Below are 18,782 nucleotides of genomic sequence, written 5' to 3' on the forward strand. Positions count from 1 at the left end.
TATACATAAGTATTTCCAATTCCCTAAAATAGAGGCTTTGGTCGCACGCTAAAAAAGATCATAGATGCATGTCAAAGCGTGGGACATATGAATCATTTTTTAGGATTATAAATAGTTAAAAAACAGTCATTAAAAAGTTACAAAAGTGTAATCTTATAATCAGTTAACTGAATTATTAGCGCTCTCTTTATATGAGAAAGAGTGAAGGTCCTAGTATTCTTCTTCCAAAAACTTTCAATGAAATTTCCGAAAATGTGCGGTAGGGTGGTAAACGTGTCACTTGAGCCATTGCGGCTTTTGCTGACTTGCTTGCTTACCCCGTGGCTCTGGATTCTTGTTGGAGCTCGCAGGGTCGAGAGCCTTTGCAAGCCTGTGAGCGTTGAATAGGCATTCACCTCATGACCAAACATCAAGGAGGAATTACAAACGTGAAAGTAAAATCAACATGGTTGTTCCGTATGGTGATGATGACAGTCATTGCGGCTGTTGTGATCGGACCTATGCATATTGCAGGAGCGGCAGGAAGCCGGACAGATCGACCTTGGATGAACACATCCCTGTCGGCTGAGAAACGGACAGCATTGCTGTTACAAGAAATGACGCTGGAAGAAAAAATAGATCTGGTGACTGGTAAGGTCAACAATTATTATGGATTTTATAATAATTCGATGGAACGGTTGGGTATTCCGGCGTTAAAGATGGCAGATGGACCTGCGGGTGTTCGGATCGCCAATCCGGATGTGCAGGACAAGCAATCAACTGCGTTGCCGGCCCCTATTGCATTGGCTGCAACGTGGGATACCCAGGCTGCCAAACAGTATGGAGATTTGATTGGAGACGAGGCTTTTAATACGACTCATAATGTGGTGCTTGGACCGGGGATGGATATTGCCCGTATTCCATGGGGATCAAGGAACTTTGAATCTATGGGCGAGGACCCGCTACTGCAATCGCAAATGGCGACCGCTTATGTCAAAGGTGTGCAAAGCCACCCTGTCTTGGCGACTGCGAAACATTACCTTATGAATAATCAGGAGACGGAGCGTTTCACGACAAATGTCAAAGTCAGTGACCGTGCGCTACATGAAATTTACATACGCCCGTTTCAGGAGGCTATTGCCAAGGCAGACTTGGGCGGAGCTATGTGCTCCTTTAACAAGGTCAACGGCGAATCGGCATGTGAGAACAAGACCATCCTGACAGACCTTTTGAAAAAGGAAATGCAATTCAAAGGCTTCGTGATGAGTGATTATGGCGCAAATCTGAGTACAGTCGAATCGGCAAATAGCGGTTTGGACCTGGAAACACCCGGAACACCTTATGATAAATGGGGAGACCAGCTGCTGGATGCTGTCAAGAATGGCAAGGTAAGTGAACAAACGATTGATGATAAGGCTAAGCGCATTCTGGTGCAAATGTTCAGTAAAGGTTTGTTTGATCACCCGGCTCAAAATAATCAAATTGATGCCCGTGACCATGGTAAAACAGCCCGTCAATTGGCTGAGGAAAGTATGGTACTGCTTCAGAATAAAAACAACGTATTACCGTTATCTCAAGATAAACTCAAATCCATTGCTGTGATTGGTCCAGATGCAGATAGCGGCACCGTGGCAGGCGGAGGCAGTTCGTTGGTAAACCCGACGTACACGGTGAGTCCGCTGGAAGGCATCCGTAATCGTGTAGGCAAAGGGGTTACCGTCAAGTATGCACCGGGCACGGACCCTATTTCTGCGGGAGACATTATGCCAGGTCCATCAGCTGTTCCGTCTTCGTTGCTGACCACATCCGATCAGAAAGAGAATGTCAGTGTTGGATATGCGACTTATGGCGATGCTGAGCAGGGACTGCGAGGCGAATACTGGACGAATAACAAGATGGAAGGCAATCCGATTCTTGTGCGCAATGATGATCAAGTCAATATGAATCTTGGCTTTTATAATTATCAGGGCTTCAATGCGAAGTCCCCTAAAGTTCCTAATACCCCAACAACACTAAATGGTTTGATATCTGCACGCTGGACAGGGGCCATTGCAGCTCCCAAGGATGGTGACTATGCATTGTCATTAACCAGTTTGGGATCAAGCAAGCTGTATCTTGATGACAAGCTATTTGTAGATAATCAAGGTACGAAGCTGGGAACAACGAAGAAAAACATCTCGCTCAAAGCGGGGGAAAAGCATAAGATACGAATTGAATATCGTGCCGATTATCCAACGAATGGTCGCGATTCTGGTGGTATGGTTCGTCTGGGCTGGGAGCCTCCGGCAGATATGACAGACAAGCTGATTGACAATGCTGTAAAGCTGGCTAAAAAATCGGATGTTGCGATTGTGGTCACACGTACTTATGAGAGTGAAGGCTATGTGGAGCGTTCCGATATGGAGCTGCCGAATAATCAGGATCGGCTGATCCGTGCGGTTGCCGCTGCCAACCCGAAAACCATTGTGGTACAAATGAGCGGCAGAGCTGTGCAAATGGACACCTGGCAGGACAAAGTTCCAGCGATCGTACAGGCATGGTTTGCTGGACAAGAGCAAGGGAATGCCATAGCGCGCGTCTTGTTTGGGGATGTGAATCCTTCTGGCAAGCTGCCAGTAACCTTCCCGGTTAACGAGCAGTCTACACCTGTATCCTCACCGGAGAAATTTCCGGGTGTCAATGGAGTCGGTGACTATTCAGACGGTATTTTTGTAGGCTACCGTGGATATGAGAAATCGGGTATTCAACCTGCATTTTCCTTTGGACACGGTTTATCCTATACAACTTTCGGGTACAGTGATTTGAAGGTAAAACAGCATGCGAGTGGAAAGAAATCCGATCGTACAAGTTCTGTCGAGATTTCGCTTAAATTAAAAAACACTGGCAAAACAGCCGGAGCTGAGGTTGTGCAGGTATACAGCGGTAAGCTTCCGACCAATGTAGAGACCCCATCACGTCAATTGGCAGGTTGGGCCAAGGTAGAGTTAAAGCCGGGCCAAGAGAAGAAGGTTCGCATTGAGCTCGACCCGAAAGCTCTCTCTTATTGGGATGAAAAATCCAAAGCATGGGTTATGCCATCTGGTGAAGTTCCGATTTATGTAGGCAGCTCCTCTCAGGATACAAGACTGACAGGAAGTGTTACGATTCCGGCAACCTCTACAGAAAAGGCAAAAAAGTAATCCCGTTATATTCCTTTTAAAGTGGTTAAATTTCAAGAGAGCACGGGCACTAGCACCGGCTCTCTTTTTGCTATAGATATGTAACATTCAGTAGGTATGCAAAGGGAGACCCAAGTGAAAGCTGAAATAGAAGGAAATATAGGGGACAGTCTGATTATGGAGAGAGGAGGACCTTAGATGAAGAAACTCCCAAAACAACGACGTTCTGACTTCTTCCTGCTTATAGTTGCAGCTATCATCTTGATTGGTGCTATTCTGATCAGTCTAGCTATGCAGAATGGTGTGAACACGGCAGGCGAAAGGAATGTCAGTATGTGGCTAACCACACCAGACCCGGCGAATCGTCTGACACAGCAAGCCCCAATCCCATGGAGAAAAGACAACAGTAACGAAGTTGCAGCGAATGCGGATACACTGACGGTTGAGATTAGACCAGATATTCGTTACCAGACGATGGAAGGGTTTGGCGCAGCAGTTTCCGGTTCGTCCGCATATCTGATGAATCATGGCATGTCTGCCAATCAGCGTGATCAGTTGCTCAATGACTTGTTTACAGCCGGCGGTATTCAATTAAGCTATATTCGCCATACCATTGGAGCATCAGATTATTCAGTGGACGAACAGGGACAGCCTAGCAACTATACCTACGATGATGTGGCAACAGGCAAGGACTATGAGCTAAATCATTTTTCCATTGCCAAGGATCGGGATGTGATCGATGTGCTGAAGCAAATTCTGAGAAGAAACCAGGATTTATGGATTATGGGGACTCCATGGACGGCCCCGCCCTGGATGAAATATGGTGAGCAGATATATAACGGTTGGTATTTGGACTATACCGATCCGCGTGTCTATCAGGCGTATGCTGACTATTTTGTTCGTTATATACAGGCCTATGCGAATGAGGGGATTCCCATTCAGGCGATTTCCATTCAAAATGAGCCGGAATTCACCACGTCCAAGTATCCCAGCATGAGTATGGGAGCAGTAGAGCAGGCGAAATTTATTAAGCAATATTTAGGCCCTGCTTTAAGTCGAAACGATTTGTCTACCCATATTATTGCCTTTGACCATAACTGGGATACTGGGAGTGAATATGCCAAGACCGTACTGGGAGACGAACAGGCTCGAAGCTATACGCACGGAACGGCCTTTCATTGCTACAAAGGAGAGCCGACAGCGATGTCAGACGTGCACAATGCTTTTCCGGATAAGCCTGTTTATATGACAGAATGCAGCGGAGGAGCATGGAGTCCGGGCTTTGGAGATGATTTAAGCTGGGATATGTCCAAGCTGATTATTGGCGCACCCCGAAACTGGTCGCAAAATGTCCTCTTTTGGAATATTGCACTTGACCCGTCCGGCGGTCCGACCAATGGTGGATGTACCAACTGTAGAGGTGTAGTGACCATCGACCCGTTAAGCGGTGCCGTTACGAAAAATGTAGAATATTATGCGATTGGACATGCCAGCAAATTTGTCCGTCCTGGTGCGGTACGTATTAATTCTTCTCATTATAGTGGAAGTATTGAAACGGTCGCTTATCGTAACCCCGATGGTACGCTGATCCTGATTGCCGCCAATACGGGAGAGAACACAAAGACATTTAAGGTTCGGCAGGGGAATCAAGTTTTCAAATCAACCCTTCCATCTAAGTCAGCAGCTACCTTTCAATGGAAGCCTACAACTTCCTGAGAGGGTCTGTACATCCATGTTTATAAAAATTTTAGAGTGCTTAGCCCTATCTGGTTAAGTGCTCTTTTTTTCTCTACCAAGTTCCAACTACGAATAAATAAAATTTTAAGATTGTTCAGAATCGGTTCAGAAGTGGATGATAAAATCTTTTCACTAACAAAAGAATGAACCATGTACGGGGAGAAACTGGTGAATTAAGAACAAATAAAGAATGGTAGAAAGCGCTAATCGAGACCTTGCTGGCAGGTATAGCATGGGGACCACAGCTTTGTTCATGTGGAAAAGAAAGGGGACACATCAGCAATTGTGACTAAAGCGAATACAGTATCTTTTACCGATCAATCCAACAATATGTCATCTGAGGCGTTACAGGCAGTACAGGAGGTTGTGAAGCAAGGGGGGATCACTGATTATCCGGATGGCTCATTTCGCCCAGATGAACCACTGACGCATTGCGGCGGTGGCAGTTCTACAATGAATCCAACACCAACGTCCACACCCACACCTAACCATGTACCTGTCACAGCCACAGTTCCTCCCGATCAATATGGCATTGTAGGTTCTGGAGATACACTAGTGGATTTAAAAAATGTATTTTTTAGTGCTGATCAGGATGAGCTATCGTATCATGTGATCACTTCAGATGTATACGTAGTAGAAGCAGAAGTAGCAAGTCAACAGCTTACGTTAAAGCCCAAATCAGCAGGAAGCACACAGGTGTTTGTGACAGCAGAGGATGGAAAAGGTGGTAGAGCGAGCGTGTTTTTCACCTATACAGTCACTGGCTCTACTTATAGCTCAACTTTGACGTAATTAAGATGTTAAAAAGTTGGACATTCACGTTGTATTTAGTGGTACCGCCTGGCAGAGCGACTATATTCCAGGTTTATCAGGAACCACAGGAGGCATTTCTTTTGTTCTTTTCACAATATGTCGATGGTGGAGACGGTCGCATCGTGCTGCAATTGTTTTACAACCGAGAATGTGACCTCTCTCATAAAATAGAAGGATATGAGCTGGAGGTTCACCAATTCATGAAAAATACGAACCGCATGAACGTGTCCAGCATAGCGCTATATCCGGTTAATCCATTAATACCGTATCTGATCATAAACAGCATCTTTTACGATTTTATGGATGTTACAAATGTTTCCTATTTTAATCAAGAGGGTCATTTCTATAACCCAAGTGAATTTAATACGGTCGCATATGTACTAAAATATCATGGAACTGTGGTAGATGTGCTTGGAGAGCCTCATTCGCAGGATCAATTGTTTCCTCAAGGCGGGACATTTGTTCGTAAACAAGGTATAACATGCGGCTCGCCCGTTTTTAATCAGCAGAATGAGTGGATTGCTTACCCGAAAGGTACTTATCAATATGTTGGCAGGCATACACCTTAGTTGTGTATATTGGTCTGAGACCTCTCACTCTTAAAGACAGGTCATGAATTCTTATAAAGGTGTAACCCATCAACAGCGGAGGGTTACACCTTTTTGTGTATCAATCAAAAGGTAATGATACTGGAGAGCACTCTCCTATAATGATTTCTTGCCCCCTGGGAGCAAGCTATGTCTAGGAGTGATTGCTATAAGCCGAATCAGTGCCGGGAGAATGCGATAACCGAATGAACATTTTTTTACACTCTACTTCTGCTGCTCCTTAATCACCTGTTCAATTCCCAACAGAATTACCTTCAAGCCGAACTCAAACGCCCTGTCGGTCCCCATCAGTTTGAACATCCCATTCGTGAACGTCCTCCGGAACAGTCCCACATCCGTATCGCTCATGGAGTCCAGAAGGCGAATCAACTCCTCACCCGGAGGCGTTTCCTGGTCCTTAAGGATAGCAGAGACATTGCGCTGATGCTGATAGTCGTCCATAACAAAGTAGAAGACATAGTTCACAAGCGTGGTAACCACTTGCATTTTCTGCTCTTCCTCAAGCGGCGTTGATTCCACGCAAAGTAGCATACGGTTGGTGAACCGTATGATGTCCGGTTCGTGGGGGAGCGTCAACATCATGAGCTGAGTGGAGCAGGGATACCGGATGAGCACACTCCGTACCGTTATCGCTAGCTCCTTCAGCTGCTCCTTCCAATCTCCTTCGGAGTGGAATTCCTCTAGAATCAATCTCGATACCTGGTTGGCTAGACGCTGGTAGAGATTCTGCTTGCTTTTGAAGTACCAATACAGAGAAGGAGCCTGAATCCCCAGCCGATCGGCCAATCGTCTCAAACTGAATTTCTCGATACCATCCTCCCCTAAAAGCTCCCACGACGCTTCTAAAATCTTATCTTCTGAAATCTGAGGTTGCTGCTTTTTCATTAATATCCGCCCTTTAATCTAACAGTGTAAGTTTGTTCTTTACAGATTTATAAATTCATGATAGCATCTAACACTGTAAGGTTCAATCTAACGGTGTTAGATTAGATCAAATAAATGAAGAAAGCAGTGATCCGCATGGATGCAGAAAACCTCCATTATTTTGAAAAAGCACCGATCGCTAAAGCCGTAGCTCACTTCGCTGTACCGATGATGCTAGGTACGTCAATGAGTGTCATCTATTCCATCTTGAATGCCTATTTCTTAGGCACTCTCCACAATACCGCTATGTTAACCGCACTCGCACTAACCTTACCGTTATTCGCGGCCATTATGGCGATAGGAAACTTGATTGGCATCGGCAGCGGTGCATTTATCTCTCGTTTGCTGGGAGAGAAAAAGTATGATGATGTAAAGAATGTGTCTTCATTCGCCTTTTACAGCAGTTTAGCACTAGGTCTTATCTTGATGGCCTTTGGCCTTCCGTTGATCGATTCAGTCGTTCATGGCCTGGGGGCAACACCTGACTCCTTCGGCTTCACGAAGGACTATGTGACGATTATGCTTATAGGTTCGCCATTCGTCGTATTATTCTTCACGCTGGAGAATATCGTGCGCTCAGAGGGTGCAGCAATTACGTCGATGGTCGGCATGATTCTCAGTGTTGTCGTGAATATTATGCTCGATGCGCTGGTCATCTTCGTTTTCCATTGGGGTGTGATCGGCGTTGCGTCAGCTACGGTTATTTCTAATTTGGTTGCGAGTGTATTCTACGCCTTCCATATGGGATATAAGAGTCAATTCTTAACCATCTCTATAAAATGGTTCAAGGCTACCAAGGATATTCTGAGTAATGTATTCAAAATCGGAGTCCCCGTATTTATTATGAGTCTCTTCATGGGTGCGATGTCACTCGTCTTTAACCATTTTCTTGTCGAATATGGGGATCAGGCCATAGCGGCTTACGGAATTTCCTCGCGTTTATTACAATTTCCTGAGTTTATTCTGATGGGCTTATGCGAGGGTGTTGTACCGTTGGTTGCCTTCACTTTTACAGCGAATAAATTACGAATGAAACAAACCATTGGATTTACAATCAAAGCGATTTTGGCCTTAGCAGTCGTGTTCGGCATCATCGTCTATCTGATTTCCGATCACTTAATTGGTTTATTTACGAATGACCCGCAATTAATTGTAATGGGCAGCTACATTCTGCATGTGACGTTCTTATCTTTGTTCATTACGGGAATGACCACGTTGTTTACGGGGATATTCCAAGCTACAGCGCAGGGAACCGCTGCGTTTATTATGTCCGTCATCCAGGGAATTACTCTGATTCCTGTGCTATATATCGCCAATCGTATAAGCGGCTTCCACGGAGTGGTCTGGTCACTCGTCATTGCGGATGCCGTCGCGTTCCTTGTTGGAGCTATCATGCTGTATGTTCTGCGGAACAGATTGCAGCCGGAGTTGGATAATTTAGTACAGTAGAAGTGCTTACATTTCAAATTACTATGGACATGGAACAAGTTTGAGAATAGTAGAAAAATCAGCCAGAGTGAATTGCAGCAATGGTTCAAACTTGATAAATACAGGCTATGACTGCTGCCAAACTAAGGCAGTGTATCCTTTTATAAATGCCATCATTAATGATCTCCTTGTACTTAAAGTTTTGAGATGATTATAATGAAAATATAGTTTATATTTAGACTTTTTGAAGTTGTTGAGTCCAAATATGTCCAAACATCTCAATTACAAAGGAGAGAGTTCATTTCATGAGTATACATTTAGAGTTGGATTCCTTGTCGGTTGAAAGGCTAGCAATGGTCCTTTCAGGACGGCCAGGCATGTTCAAGTTGTTTTATGATACAGAGGATTGTGGATGCAACGGTGTACTTACCATTTTGGTGATCGATGCACCGAATGCAACCGACACAGCAATTCAGTCCGATTCGTATTCTTTTTGGGTAGATCGGCAGCAGGAGCAGCAGTTCGATAGCCAAATGCGGCTTGAGGCAGATCCAAGTTACCCATCGTTCAAAGTAAGTAGCGATGCTGGTATATTGAGCAGCAATGTTAGAATTCAAGATCGGCGTGTAAACTCGTCCAAGGCGTGATATGCGGAGGTAATAAAAATATTAAGCACCAAAAAGCAATGCTAAATTAACACCAGCTTCCCAAAAACGAACCTTGTTAAGCCCATAGGGCAGAGGTTCGTTTTTACAATAATCTTTATGATAATTTCAGAAGGACGATGAGATGATGAAAAACTTGCTCGTTTCTGGCTATCGTGCCCATGAGCTGAATATTTTCAGTCAAAAGCACGAAGGCATTCCATACATTAAAAAGGCGATTACAAGCAGGCTGATTCCCCTGATCGAAGATGGGCTGGAATGGGTGATTACCCTCGGCCAATACGGGGTGGACTTGTGGGCTTGCGAGGTCGTCATTGCATTAAAACAGCAATACCCCGACCTAAAATGCTCTATTATGATGGCTTATCAAAATATGGAGGAAAAATGGAAGGAGGATAAAAAGGAATACTTTCAGCAGATTTGTGCCGAAGTTGACTATGTGGGAGTAGTTAGCCGCCAGCCGTATCAGGGAATATGGCAACTCAAGGCACGGGATGAACTCCTTTTCCGCAAAACAGACGGTTTATTGCTTGTGTATGACGAGGATGCCGGAGAGGGTAGCCCACGTTTTATGAAGGAACTGGCATTGAAAAAACAGCAGGCAGAAGGCTATCAATATATCAGTATTAGCTCAGAGGATATCCAAAGCATAGCTGACGAAGAACGATTATTCATGGACCTCTGATTTTTAAAGTATTAGCCCGGATTTTTGAACAAAAAGGACGAATTCGTCCCTTTACATTTATGTAAGCGCTATCATAAGATTTAAACAACAATAACTTATCAGTCAGATAAAATAAATTTATTGAAAATACAAACCATGAAAGGAGCTAATGATCAGATGGACAAAAGGTTTCGGCATGCTGTATTGCTCTGTCTCGGTGTCATGTTGTGTGGAGTGGTCACTCCGATGGATAGCCCAATCTCAGCTGCCTCTACAAGGCAAATGGAGAAGCTGAACAGGGGAACTGTCGCAGTGAAGGTACCAGAGGGTGTACTGGTGAGCTGGCGCTTATTGGGTACGGAAGCGGATTCGGTTGGTTTCAATCTGTACAGAGGGGCAAGCAAGGTGAATGATGCGCCGATTACATCGAGAACCAACTTCCTGGACAAGGCAGGTACGACCTCATCTTCGTATACCGTTCGTGCCGTGGTTAACGGAGCAGAGCAGGCCGCTTCTCCAGCGGTAAAGGCATGGAACAGCAACTATCTGGACGTTCCCATACAGCAGCCTGCGGGAGGTACAACCCCGGATCATGTGAACTACACGTATAATGCCAATGATGCCAGTGTGGGGGATCTTGATGGGGATGGCGAGTATGAGATTGTGCTGAAATGGGACCCTTCCAATTCTAAGGATAATTCGCAATCCGGGTATACGGGAAATGTATTTTTGGACGGATATGAGCTCGATGGAACACGCAAATGGCGAATCGATCTGGGACGGAACATTCGGGCTGGTGCACACTATACGCAATTTCTCGTCTATGATTTTGATGGAGATGGTAAAGCAGAGGTTGTATGCAAGACAGCAGACGGCACGGTAGATGGTATAGGTGTAAAGATTGGCGACGCTTCGGCTGATCATCGCAACACGAGTGGATATATTTTGAAAGGCCCCGAGTTTCTAACTGTGTTCTCAGGTGATACAGGCAAGGCTCTTAGTACGATTGACTATGTGCCACCGCGCGGAACGGTGTCCAGCTGGGGAGATAACTATGGTAACCGTGTGGATCGTTTTCTCGCCGGGGTTGCTTATCTGGATGGCGTGAGACCCAGCATAGTGATGGCACGTGGTTACTACACGCGTACTGTTCTAGTCGCATATGATTGGCGGAACGGCAATCTAAGCCGCCGCTGGACCTTTGACAGCAACAGCTCCACCAATGCCGGGACGGCTGGACAGGGGAATCACAGTTTGAGTGTGGCAGATGTGGATGGAGATGATAAGGATGAGATCGTGTATGGCTCACTGGTTGTAGACGATAACGGAGCGAAGCTGGCTAACACGGGAATGGGACATGGAGATGCGCTTCATGTCGGGGATTTGGACCCGGACCGTTCAGGATATGAAGTATTTAAGGTGAACGAGGATAAAAATGCCACCTACGGAGCAGCCATGTACGATCCGCGCAATGGCAACATTTTATGGGGCGTAAAAACAGGCAAGGATACCGGACGAGGCATGTCGGCAGACATTGATCCGCGTACGAAGGGGAATGAGCAATGGGCACCAGGCGTCGGATTACGTTCAGCCCAGGGGCAGCTCATTACCAACACGACGCCGTCTTCTATTAATTTTGGTATCTGGTGGGATGGGGATCTGCTGCGTGAACTGCTGGATCATACCTCCTCAAGCGCTGGTAAAATTGACAAGTGGAACTATACGAACTCGACGACTTCCAACTTGCTTACGGCCACAGGGACGAGTTCCAATAACGGAACCAAAGGAACACCGTCGTTGCAGGCTGATCTGTTCGGTGACTGGCGGGAGGAAGTCATTTGGCGCAAAAGTGATAATTCGGCGCTGCGTATCTACACAACACCTTACGAGTCAGAACACCGATTCTACACGCTTATGCATGATCCGGTGTATCGCCTGAGTGTGGCCTGGCAAAACGTAGCCTATAATCAGCCCCCGCACACCGGATTTTATCTGGGAGAAGGGATGTCCAAGCCCCAGCAGCCGAACATATACACTCCTTGATATGCAGCTCGGTAGTGGGTTGAATACTAGTTAAATGAATATAATCAGAAAGGGCTCCATGCTAATCGGGGCTCTTTTTGTTATGGGTGCAGAGGGGAACGTATGTTTTCCGTATAAATGGGAACGCTAGTTCTTACAAAGGTAATACATGTGTATGATAAAGGAGGCGGAATCTGTGAGTTCTTTAACGACTGAAAGCATGATCGAGCTCGTAACTAATGTCGGATTCCCTGCAGCATTAAGCCTGATTCTGTTAAAATACATTCTCGTCACCCTTAACCGTAGATTGGAGCAGCTGGACCGTTCTGTGAAGCAAATGTCACGATCCTTGGAAGAGATCGAGGCAAAGCAGAAGAAACGGTCAGAACCTACGCTCCCGGCAAATACGGACAAACTTCGTGCAGAATGAACAAAAAAAGGCAAATAGAAACAATTTAGCAACCTAATCGAGCACCGAAATTCTTATAATAGAAACGTGTGCAGTTTATGCAGACATATGATTATGGAGGTGTATTTGAGTATGAAAATAAATACGAAACTATCCGCACTATGTGTTGCGGCCACACTTTTGAGCGCGGCACAGGTCGCCGCTGCTGCACCCGCTGTGACCAGTCCCGCGAATGCGGCGCAACCGAGTGTTGCCGTCCCGTCAGCAACTGTACCGACCCAGGTGCCTGCACCAGCAGCATCAGCGTCTGTTGCGACGCCAGCCCCTGCGCAAGCGCCGTCAGTTCCAGCAACAACTGCCCCAGCCGCAGGTTCCGTCCAAGCGGCCACACCAGCAGCTCCGTCTGCACCAGCACCGCGCCCATCCGCGTCGGTAGCACCAGCGGCAGCTCCGTCTGTACCATCGACTGCCAAGCCGCAGCAGCCGTCTACTTCGGCGCCAGCCGCAGCTACAGCTACTAGCGTGAATCCAACCCAGCTGGACAAGCTGAACCATGAGAGTGCGATTCCGCTTGTGCTGGAGGCGCAGTCTCGTTATCAGTATGCCATCAGCGGTGGCAAATCGTTGGGCCAAGCGTTCCAGTTGAACGGTAAAAGCTACCGCTATTTGTCCGAGGACATCGGTACGAAGACCAAATTGATCAACTATCTAACGCAGGCTTATACGAAACAGGCCAGTGAGCAATTTGTCGGTAAATTTTTCGTTGAAGTTAACGGCAGACTAGCTCAGTTGAACGCAGATGGCGGCAATTTGCTAGAGTTCAGCCGGGCTACGGCGAAAATGGTAACCATGACTCCGGTGAAGCGCAGCTACCTGCTGACCGTGCCTTATCCGGCAGAAACCAAGCAGGCGAACGAGAAAATCACCGTGAATTTTGAAAAGGTCGGTAGCTACTGGAAGGTCAGCTCCGCGCCGCATGTCATTTTCTAAATAAGTTTGTGCAACGTTCTTTATAAATAGGGTATAGTGATGTTAAGGCTTGTTTCGTAAGCCCCAATTCAACGCAGGGGAGTGCTGTGCAATGATGACACCCATCAAGGTAAAAAACGTTAAGGATATTGAGAAGATCAATCAAATCGTATCCAACTATACGTATGACATCTGGATTCATGGCAAAAGCGGCATGGCAGATGCCAAATCCATTTTAGGCATGTATGTGCTCAAGCTGGATGAGCCGCTAACTCTGGTTGTACCTGACAACGTCAATCCCAAAAAGCTGTTCAAGGATTTGGAGGAATTTATCCATTTTCCTGCTCAAGCAGAATAAACAGCAAAAAAACACCTGCAGACACTGCATACGCTATTATTAGAATTAATGCAAAGAAGCCATGGAACTTAGGTTCCATGGCTTCTTTTTTTAGTGTTCCTCTTCGTCCAAAAACGGGAGATTGACCGAATAGTACATAACCCCCATAAGCAGCACGCCACCTACCAGATTCCCAAGCGTTACCGGAACGAGATTATGGATGACGCCAGCGACAGAGACCGTACCCGGATGATCCAGCACGAGCGCAATGGCGAAAGTACACATATTAGCTATACTATGCTCATATCCCGAAATGAAAAAGCAGAATACAAACAGCATCATAGCGAACATCTTTGCACCATTTTCCTTCATAAACATAGGCACAAAAAAGGCGAGGCAGACCAGCCAATTACACAAAATTGCGCGGAAGAATAGCTGCATTGCAGGCGCTTCCATTTTATGTTCAACCACGCTCAGCAGAAAGCTGTTCACGCTGGAGGAGTCAAACAGCCCTGTCAGGTATATAAGGAGTGCGAAAACCCCCGCACCTAACAAGTTGCCTCCATAGCTGGCAGTCCATAGCCGCAGCACCTGACCCCAGCGCAGCTTTTTACGGAGTGCAGCATAGGTGTAATAGAAGGTGTTGCCAGTAAACAAATCCCCGCCGCCGTACGCGATCAGAATGATGGCTGCCCCGAACGTGAGCGCCGCCATGGGATAAGTGAATGGAGAATGCTCCATGTAAAAAAAGTTGCCCGTCTTGAAGGCGACAATAACGCCGAATCCGATAAACATACTCGCCAGCATGGAACGCGCCAAATACCGGAGCAGGCTTTGCTTGTAAATTTTGTATTTCTTCAGGGCTAGCTGTTCGACATTGCGTAAGCCTTCCGTTTCCATACCAACGACAACCTCCTATTTTCTCATATCTAAGTCATTAAACCGACTTAATTTTTCCTGAAACATGCCCAGTCCGTCAGCAATCCAGTTAGCTTAACAAACCAAGCTTTTGCAGTCCGTATAAAATTCCGTCTTCATCTGCGCGTTTTGTGACCATTTTAGCAGCGGCTTTGGCTTCATCACAACCGTTCCCCATCGCGACACTGTTATGTATAGTTGTTAGCATCTCCACATCATTTAATCCATCGCCAAAAGCGTATTGATTCTCATCGGCAATGCCCAGTCTGGACGTAATTTCGCGGATTCCCTTTGCTTTAGAGCCAGCGTGAGGGACAACGTCCACTGAACTTGGATGCCAGCGTACAAAGTCAAATGCTTTGAACACCGCTTCATAGTAAGGCTCTTCTTCTGCCGTACACATCAACAGCGTCTGATAAATATCTCTCCCATGGAAATAGAGCGGATCGTACCCAACCGAAATCTTGGCCTTAAGCGTTTGGACCGATTTCTCCACAAGTTCATCGTTAGGAATATTGGCTTTCATGTCCAGATGATCCATATATACGAGAGCGTGATTATGAGTGAGTGCCAGATCGGTCATTGCTTGCAAGGCTTCACGATTCAGCGGATTGGTAGCGACGACTTCCCCGCGAAGCACGACATATTGTCCGTTAAAGCTAACGTAGGAATCAATTTCTAGCTGCTCACGGATATCCTTGAACATAAAAGGTGCACGTCCTGTTGCGATGGCTACCTCATGTCCTTGCTCTTTCAAAGCAAAGACAGCTTTTTCGGCGGTTAACGGCATTTTCTTGTCATCGTCCAGTAATGTACCGTCGATATCGAAAAAAATAATTTTTTTGTCTGACATGTCCTTACACCTGACTTTCAATAATATATTGTCGAAATAAACTCATATGGATTCATTATATCAAAGGAACTGCTTCTGAATACACAAATACGTATAAATCCTCATGAATGTCCGACTTCTATAGCTTACAATATGAAATAGGGATTACTGTAAACTATAATGTCTATCTCCTATTTTCGAAGATGGGATGTGATCACCATGACAAAAATCCAAGTCACACCGGAGCAGCTGGATAACGTGGCCTCCCAATTTGCCAATGCCCACGGCATACTGTATAACCAGCTAAACGGTCTGGATAGCACAATGAACCACCTTCACAGCCAGTGGGATGGTATGGAGAGAAATCGTTTTTATAATGACTATCGTACAGCTAAATATACGCTTTCTTCTATATTAAATAAGGTTCAATCCATTGAAATTGAGCTAAAAAGTATTGCTTTGAAGTTTAGAAATGCGGATGGTGGGAGCACACGTGGCTTCTGGTCAGCCTTGGCAGCAGCGATGAACGCCAGTGCAGCGCTGGCGGGCAGCGGAGAGGGTGGAAATCATACTGGAGATATCGTGGATTCACCCCAAAATATAGACGAGTGGGAGCAGGCAGACGCGGATAAATATCATCAATATGAGGAACTATTGAAAAACGCAGAGACCATCGGCGACAAGCAGGTCATGCAGAAGATCCACGACCAGATGAATGTCCTGCGGCTGCAATACGAGGACTCGGTTATCCGTACAGATTATAATACAGGAGCGACCTCCAAGATCACATCCGATTCTCTTGTTGCCGTCACTGAACTGACAGGTAAAGATGGAAGCAAAACGGATATATCTATAGATAAAAAAGGAAATATTATAAGTTATGAGCAAAATACGGATAAATACGATTACTGGGTCCAAAAGCATACTCAATCAGCTGGAGAGCACGCTCTAGGTAAAACGGCCCAGACCGTTACCGGTTATGGAATGGGTCTTATTTTGTCGCGCGGGACTGGCGTCAGTGGAGCAGGTTCGGGCGCAGCCTCCGGCTGGGGAGAACACGTTGTCGGCATTGGTGGCGGCATGATCAGTGACAAGGTGCTGTTCTCTGTCCCCGATGAGGGAGAAACCCGTACCATGATCTACCGAACAAATAAAGAAACTGGGCATGTGGAGAACATGATCATCGTCACCAAAGGTGAAAATGAAATGAAGTATCGCTATTGGGAGGATTATAACTAGAACTTGAGTGGGAAATGATTTTAGTAAAGCGAATAGCAATATCTATCACATCTACAGACTTTTTCAAGACTAAGCGAGCGGCAGTAGAAGACTGCAAAACTCATCAGTTGGTAAAATCTGTAGATTTTTTTCGTGCGCATATTTCTAAAATTATATTCGAGTTATTTAATTGTTACATCGTATTTATGATTTAAGCAGCAACTTTATGGAATAAAGGACATCTGATTCATGTCGTGTCTTTAATTTATTTTTTCAAATGTAGAGTAATCTGAGCTTAAGAGCAAGGTTCAAAAAAAGATTGTATTATCATAATTTGGATAAATGTGAAAATGTAATAAGAATGTATTTATATCAATCTTTTAAAAATATTTAACAATTGCATAAATAATTTTATTTATTTTTATGTAGTGAAAATAATGAAAAAAGCTATTCTTTCAAGAAAACGACTTTATGTAATAACAATCAACAAAATTCTACATTTTACGACCTTTTATTTACAAAAATGTAACATTTGGAGGTTGACTTATTCATTGACTTTGTTGAAATAAATCGTTATTTTAATTCGTAAAAGGAGTAGAACATGGGTTGGAATAACGATTTATAAATTATTAATACAAGCTGATTAAATGCTAGTACACGGTGATTACATATGATTTAATTTATTTTTAAATGATTCCTTTTTTCATTAATTATGTCGGTCATAAATTTCTGCTTTAATACTACAAAGGTTATAACTTGCAACAGAAGTTAAATTTTAAAAGTACACATATTCAGGAAGCTCACTGGAGAAGAGGTTTTCAGATGAATGGTTTTCAGATGAATAAAGTATCTTTTATTTTTCCTGGGCAGGGTTCGCAATATGTAGGAATGAGTAAAGAACTATGGGATAATTTTAATGTGGTAAAGCGTTTATTCGAAGAAGCGGATGATACCTTAGGTGTAAAACTCTCAAAACTTTGTTTTGAGGGAGATCCCCAAGAGCTTCTTCAGACCATGAATGCCCAACCAGCCTTACTTACTGCCAGCCTTGCTGCATATTATGCTAGCAGAGAAATACTGGAACTGGAACCTCAACTGTTAGCCGGGCATAGTTTAGGAGAATACTCAGCATTGGTGTGCAGCGGTTTTTTCTCTTTTCAAGATGGACTTCAAATCGTGAGAAAACGAGGAATGCTCATGCAGCAGGCTACAGCTAACGGGGTAGGGACTATGGCTGCTGTTGCGAATGTTTCTGCTTCTATTCTGGAGAGCTTATGTCAAGAGATATCTACGGATCGTGATGTTATATCTATTGCATGTCACAATTCGGACAATCAGTACGTGCTATCGGGACATACAGAACCTATGGCTCGAATAGTGGAGCAAATCAAGCGTCTAGAACATAGTAAGGTTAACTATTTAACAGTAAGCGGGCCTTTTCACAGTACTCTGATGAAGCCTGCAGCAGATAAACTTGCCGTAGAACTAAAGAAATTCCCACTACGTAAGGGAAGATGGCCGGTTGTTTCCAATGTAACAGCCTTACCACATGATGAATTCTCGATTTATGACTTGCTGTACAAGCAAATGATAAGCCCCGTACGCTGGACAGATACGATGGATTTTTTATATCAGAACGGTATTACCGTTGCGTTAGAATTAGGTCCGAGAAAAGTACTTGGACAGCTGATGAAAGAAAGATATCCGACTATCTCCACTTTTTCTGTTAATACCAGTTCTTCTTTAAAAGAGGTGGACAAATGGCTAAGTAAGCAGCAAACTACACGCAAAGTTACACTTGAGCGTCTGGAGGAAGGTTTTGCAGCAGCGCTTATTGCACAAAATCGAAATGGGGATTACAAACAACATATGGAGGGGGTTGTTTACCCTAGTCAGCAGATTCGAAATCGGATCAATCAACTTCAAAGTCATAAAAATGACACCGTTTATAATGCGGTTAATACAGAGGTGTTAGAGCTCATTCGTACTATTCTCACTACCAAGCAAGTGCCCGATCAAGAACAACAGACGATTCTTAATATGTTCTGAATAAGATCCATCAATGATGTTGGAGATTGTAAATTTATTAACTGGAAGCTAA

General features: G+C 44.8%; 16 protein-coding genes. 13 read left to right on the top strand and 3 right to left on the bottom strand.

The window, feature by feature from the left end; all coding sequences use genetic code 11:
- Positions 1 to 428: 428 nt before the first annotated feature.
- The 4 genes from PPM_RS04770 (at position 429) to PPM_RS04785 (ending at position 6,256) form a co-directional block, all read left to right on the top strand.
- Positions 429 to 3,158 carry a beta-glucosidase gene (locus PPM_RS04770; RefSeq protein WP_013369591.1) on the top strand — a complete coding sequence of 910 codons (2,730 nt, stop codon included), beginning with the start codon at positions 429 to 431 and terminating at the stop codon, positions 3,156 to 3,158.
- Between the two features lie 177 nt (positions 3,159 to 3,335).
- Complete coding sequence (locus PPM_RS04775; protein ID WP_013369592.1) at positions 3,336 to 4,853, top strand: glycoside hydrolase family 30 protein; 1,518 nt, start codon at positions 3,336 to 3,338, stop codon at positions 4,851 to 4,853.
- Positions 4,854 to 5,159: 306 nt separating this feature from the next.
- The gene (locus PPM_RS04780; RefSeq protein ID WP_043885881.1) at positions 5,160 to 5,666 is read left to right on the top strand and encodes an S-layer homology domain-containing protein; all 507 of its coding nucleotides are present in this window, start codon (positions 5,160 to 5,162) and stop codon (positions 5,664 to 5,666) included.
- Positions 5,667 to 5,767: 101 nt separating this feature from the next.
- Positions 5,768 to 6,256: a hypothetical protein gene (locus PPM_RS04785; protein ID WP_013369594.1), complete on the top strand. Its 489-nt coding sequence runs from the start codon at positions 5,768 to 5,770 to the stop codon at positions 6,254 to 6,256.
- A gap of 243 nt (positions 6,257 to 6,499) precedes the next feature.
- On the opposite strand, the gene PPM_RS04790 is transcribed toward PPM_RS04785, so the two are convergent.
- Entirely contained in the window at positions 6,500 to 7,180 is a 681-nt protein-coding gene (locus PPM_RS04790) for a TetR/AcrR family transcriptional regulator C-terminal domain-containing protein (protein WP_013369595.1), read from the bottom strand.
- Positions 7,181 to 7,315: 135 nt separating this feature from the next.
- Between PPM_RS04790 and PPM_RS04795 the strand changes: the two genes are divergently transcribed.
- From PPM_RS04795 to PPM_RS04825, 7 genes are all read left to right on the top strand, one after another.
- Positions 7,316 to 8,668, top strand: a complete 1,353-nt coding sequence (locus PPM_RS04795; protein ID WP_013369596.1) for an MATE family efflux transporter — start codon at positions 7,316 to 7,318, stop codon at positions 8,666 to 8,668.
- 284 nt (positions 8,669 to 8,952) lie between these two features.
- Entirely contained in the window at positions 8,953 to 9,294 is a 342-nt protein-coding gene (locus tag PPM_RS04800; RefSeq protein ID WP_013369597.1) for an iron-sulfur cluster biosynthesis family protein, read from the top strand.
- A 142-nt stretch (positions 9,295 to 9,436) separates the two neighbouring features.
- Positions 9,437 to 9,997 (top strand): SLOG family protein, encoded by a 561-nt coding sequence (locus tag PPM_RS04805; protein WP_013369598.1) that lies wholly within the window; start codon positions 9,437 to 9,439, stop codon positions 9,995 to 9,997.
- 225 nt (positions 9,998 to 10,222) lie between these two features.
- Positions 10,223 to 12,019, top strand: coding sequence for a rhamnogalacturonan lyase (locus PPM_RS04810; RefSeq protein WP_013369599.1), 1,797 nt, complete (start codon positions 10,223 to 10,225; stop codon positions 12,017 to 12,019).
- 175 nt (positions 12,020 to 12,194) lie between these two features.
- Positions 12,195 to 12,428: a hypothetical protein gene (locus PPM_RS04815; protein WP_013369600.1), complete on the top strand. Its 234-nt coding sequence runs from the start codon at positions 12,195 to 12,197 to the stop codon at positions 12,426 to 12,428.
- A gap of 111 nt (positions 12,429 to 12,539) precedes the next feature.
- Positions 12,540 to 13,397 carry a DL-endopeptidase inhibitor IseA family protein gene (locus PPM_RS04820; RefSeq protein WP_014599507.1) on the top strand — a complete coding sequence of 286 codons (858 nt, stop codon included), beginning with the start codon at positions 12,540 to 12,542 and terminating at the stop codon, positions 13,395 to 13,397.
- A 91-nt stretch (positions 13,398 to 13,488) separates the two neighbouring features.
- Positions 13,489 to 13,734 (top strand): HPr family phosphocarrier protein, encoded by a 246-nt coding sequence (locus PPM_RS04825; protein ID WP_013369603.1) that lies wholly within the window; start codon positions 13,489 to 13,491, stop codon positions 13,732 to 13,734.
- A gap of 90 nt (positions 13,735 to 13,824) precedes the next feature.
- On the opposite strand, the gene PPM_RS04830 is transcribed toward PPM_RS04825, so the two are convergent.
- Complete coding sequence (locus PPM_RS04830) at positions 13,825 to 14,613, bottom strand: formate/nitrite transporter family protein (protein ID WP_013369604.1); 789 nt, start codon at positions 14,611 to 14,613, stop codon at positions 13,825 to 13,827.
- Between the two features lie 88 nt (positions 14,614 to 14,701).
- Positions 14,702 to 15,484, bottom strand: coding sequence for a Cof-type HAD-IIB family hydrolase (locus PPM_RS04835; protein WP_013369605.1), 783 nt, complete (start codon positions 15,482 to 15,484; stop codon positions 14,702 to 14,704).
- Positions 15,485 to 15,682: 198 nt separating this feature from the next.
- Here PPM_RS04835 and PPM_RS04840 point away from each other — a divergent pair, with 198 nt between their 5' ends.
- Together PPM_RS04840 and fabD are read left to right on the top strand one after the other, a co-directional pair.
- A complete protein-coding gene (locus tag PPM_RS04840; protein ID WP_013369606.1) occupies positions 15,683 to 16,702 on the top strand; it encodes a WXG100 family type VII secretion target in 1,020 nt (339 codons plus the stop codon).
- An 801-nt stretch (positions 16,703 to 17,503) separates the two neighbouring features.
- The gene (fabD, locus tag PPM_RS04845; protein WP_014599508.1) at positions 17,504 to 18,730 is read left to right on the top strand and encodes an ACP S-malonyltransferase; all 1,227 of its coding nucleotides are present in this window, start codon (positions 17,504 to 17,506) and stop codon (positions 18,728 to 18,730) included.
- Positions 18,731 to 18,782: the final 52 nt, after the last annotated feature.

Source organism: Paenibacillus polymyxa M1, from assembly GCF_000237325.1.
Taxonomy (GTDB): Bacteria; Bacillota; Bacilli; order Paenibacillales; family Paenibacillaceae; genus Paenibacillus; species Paenibacillus polymyxa_C.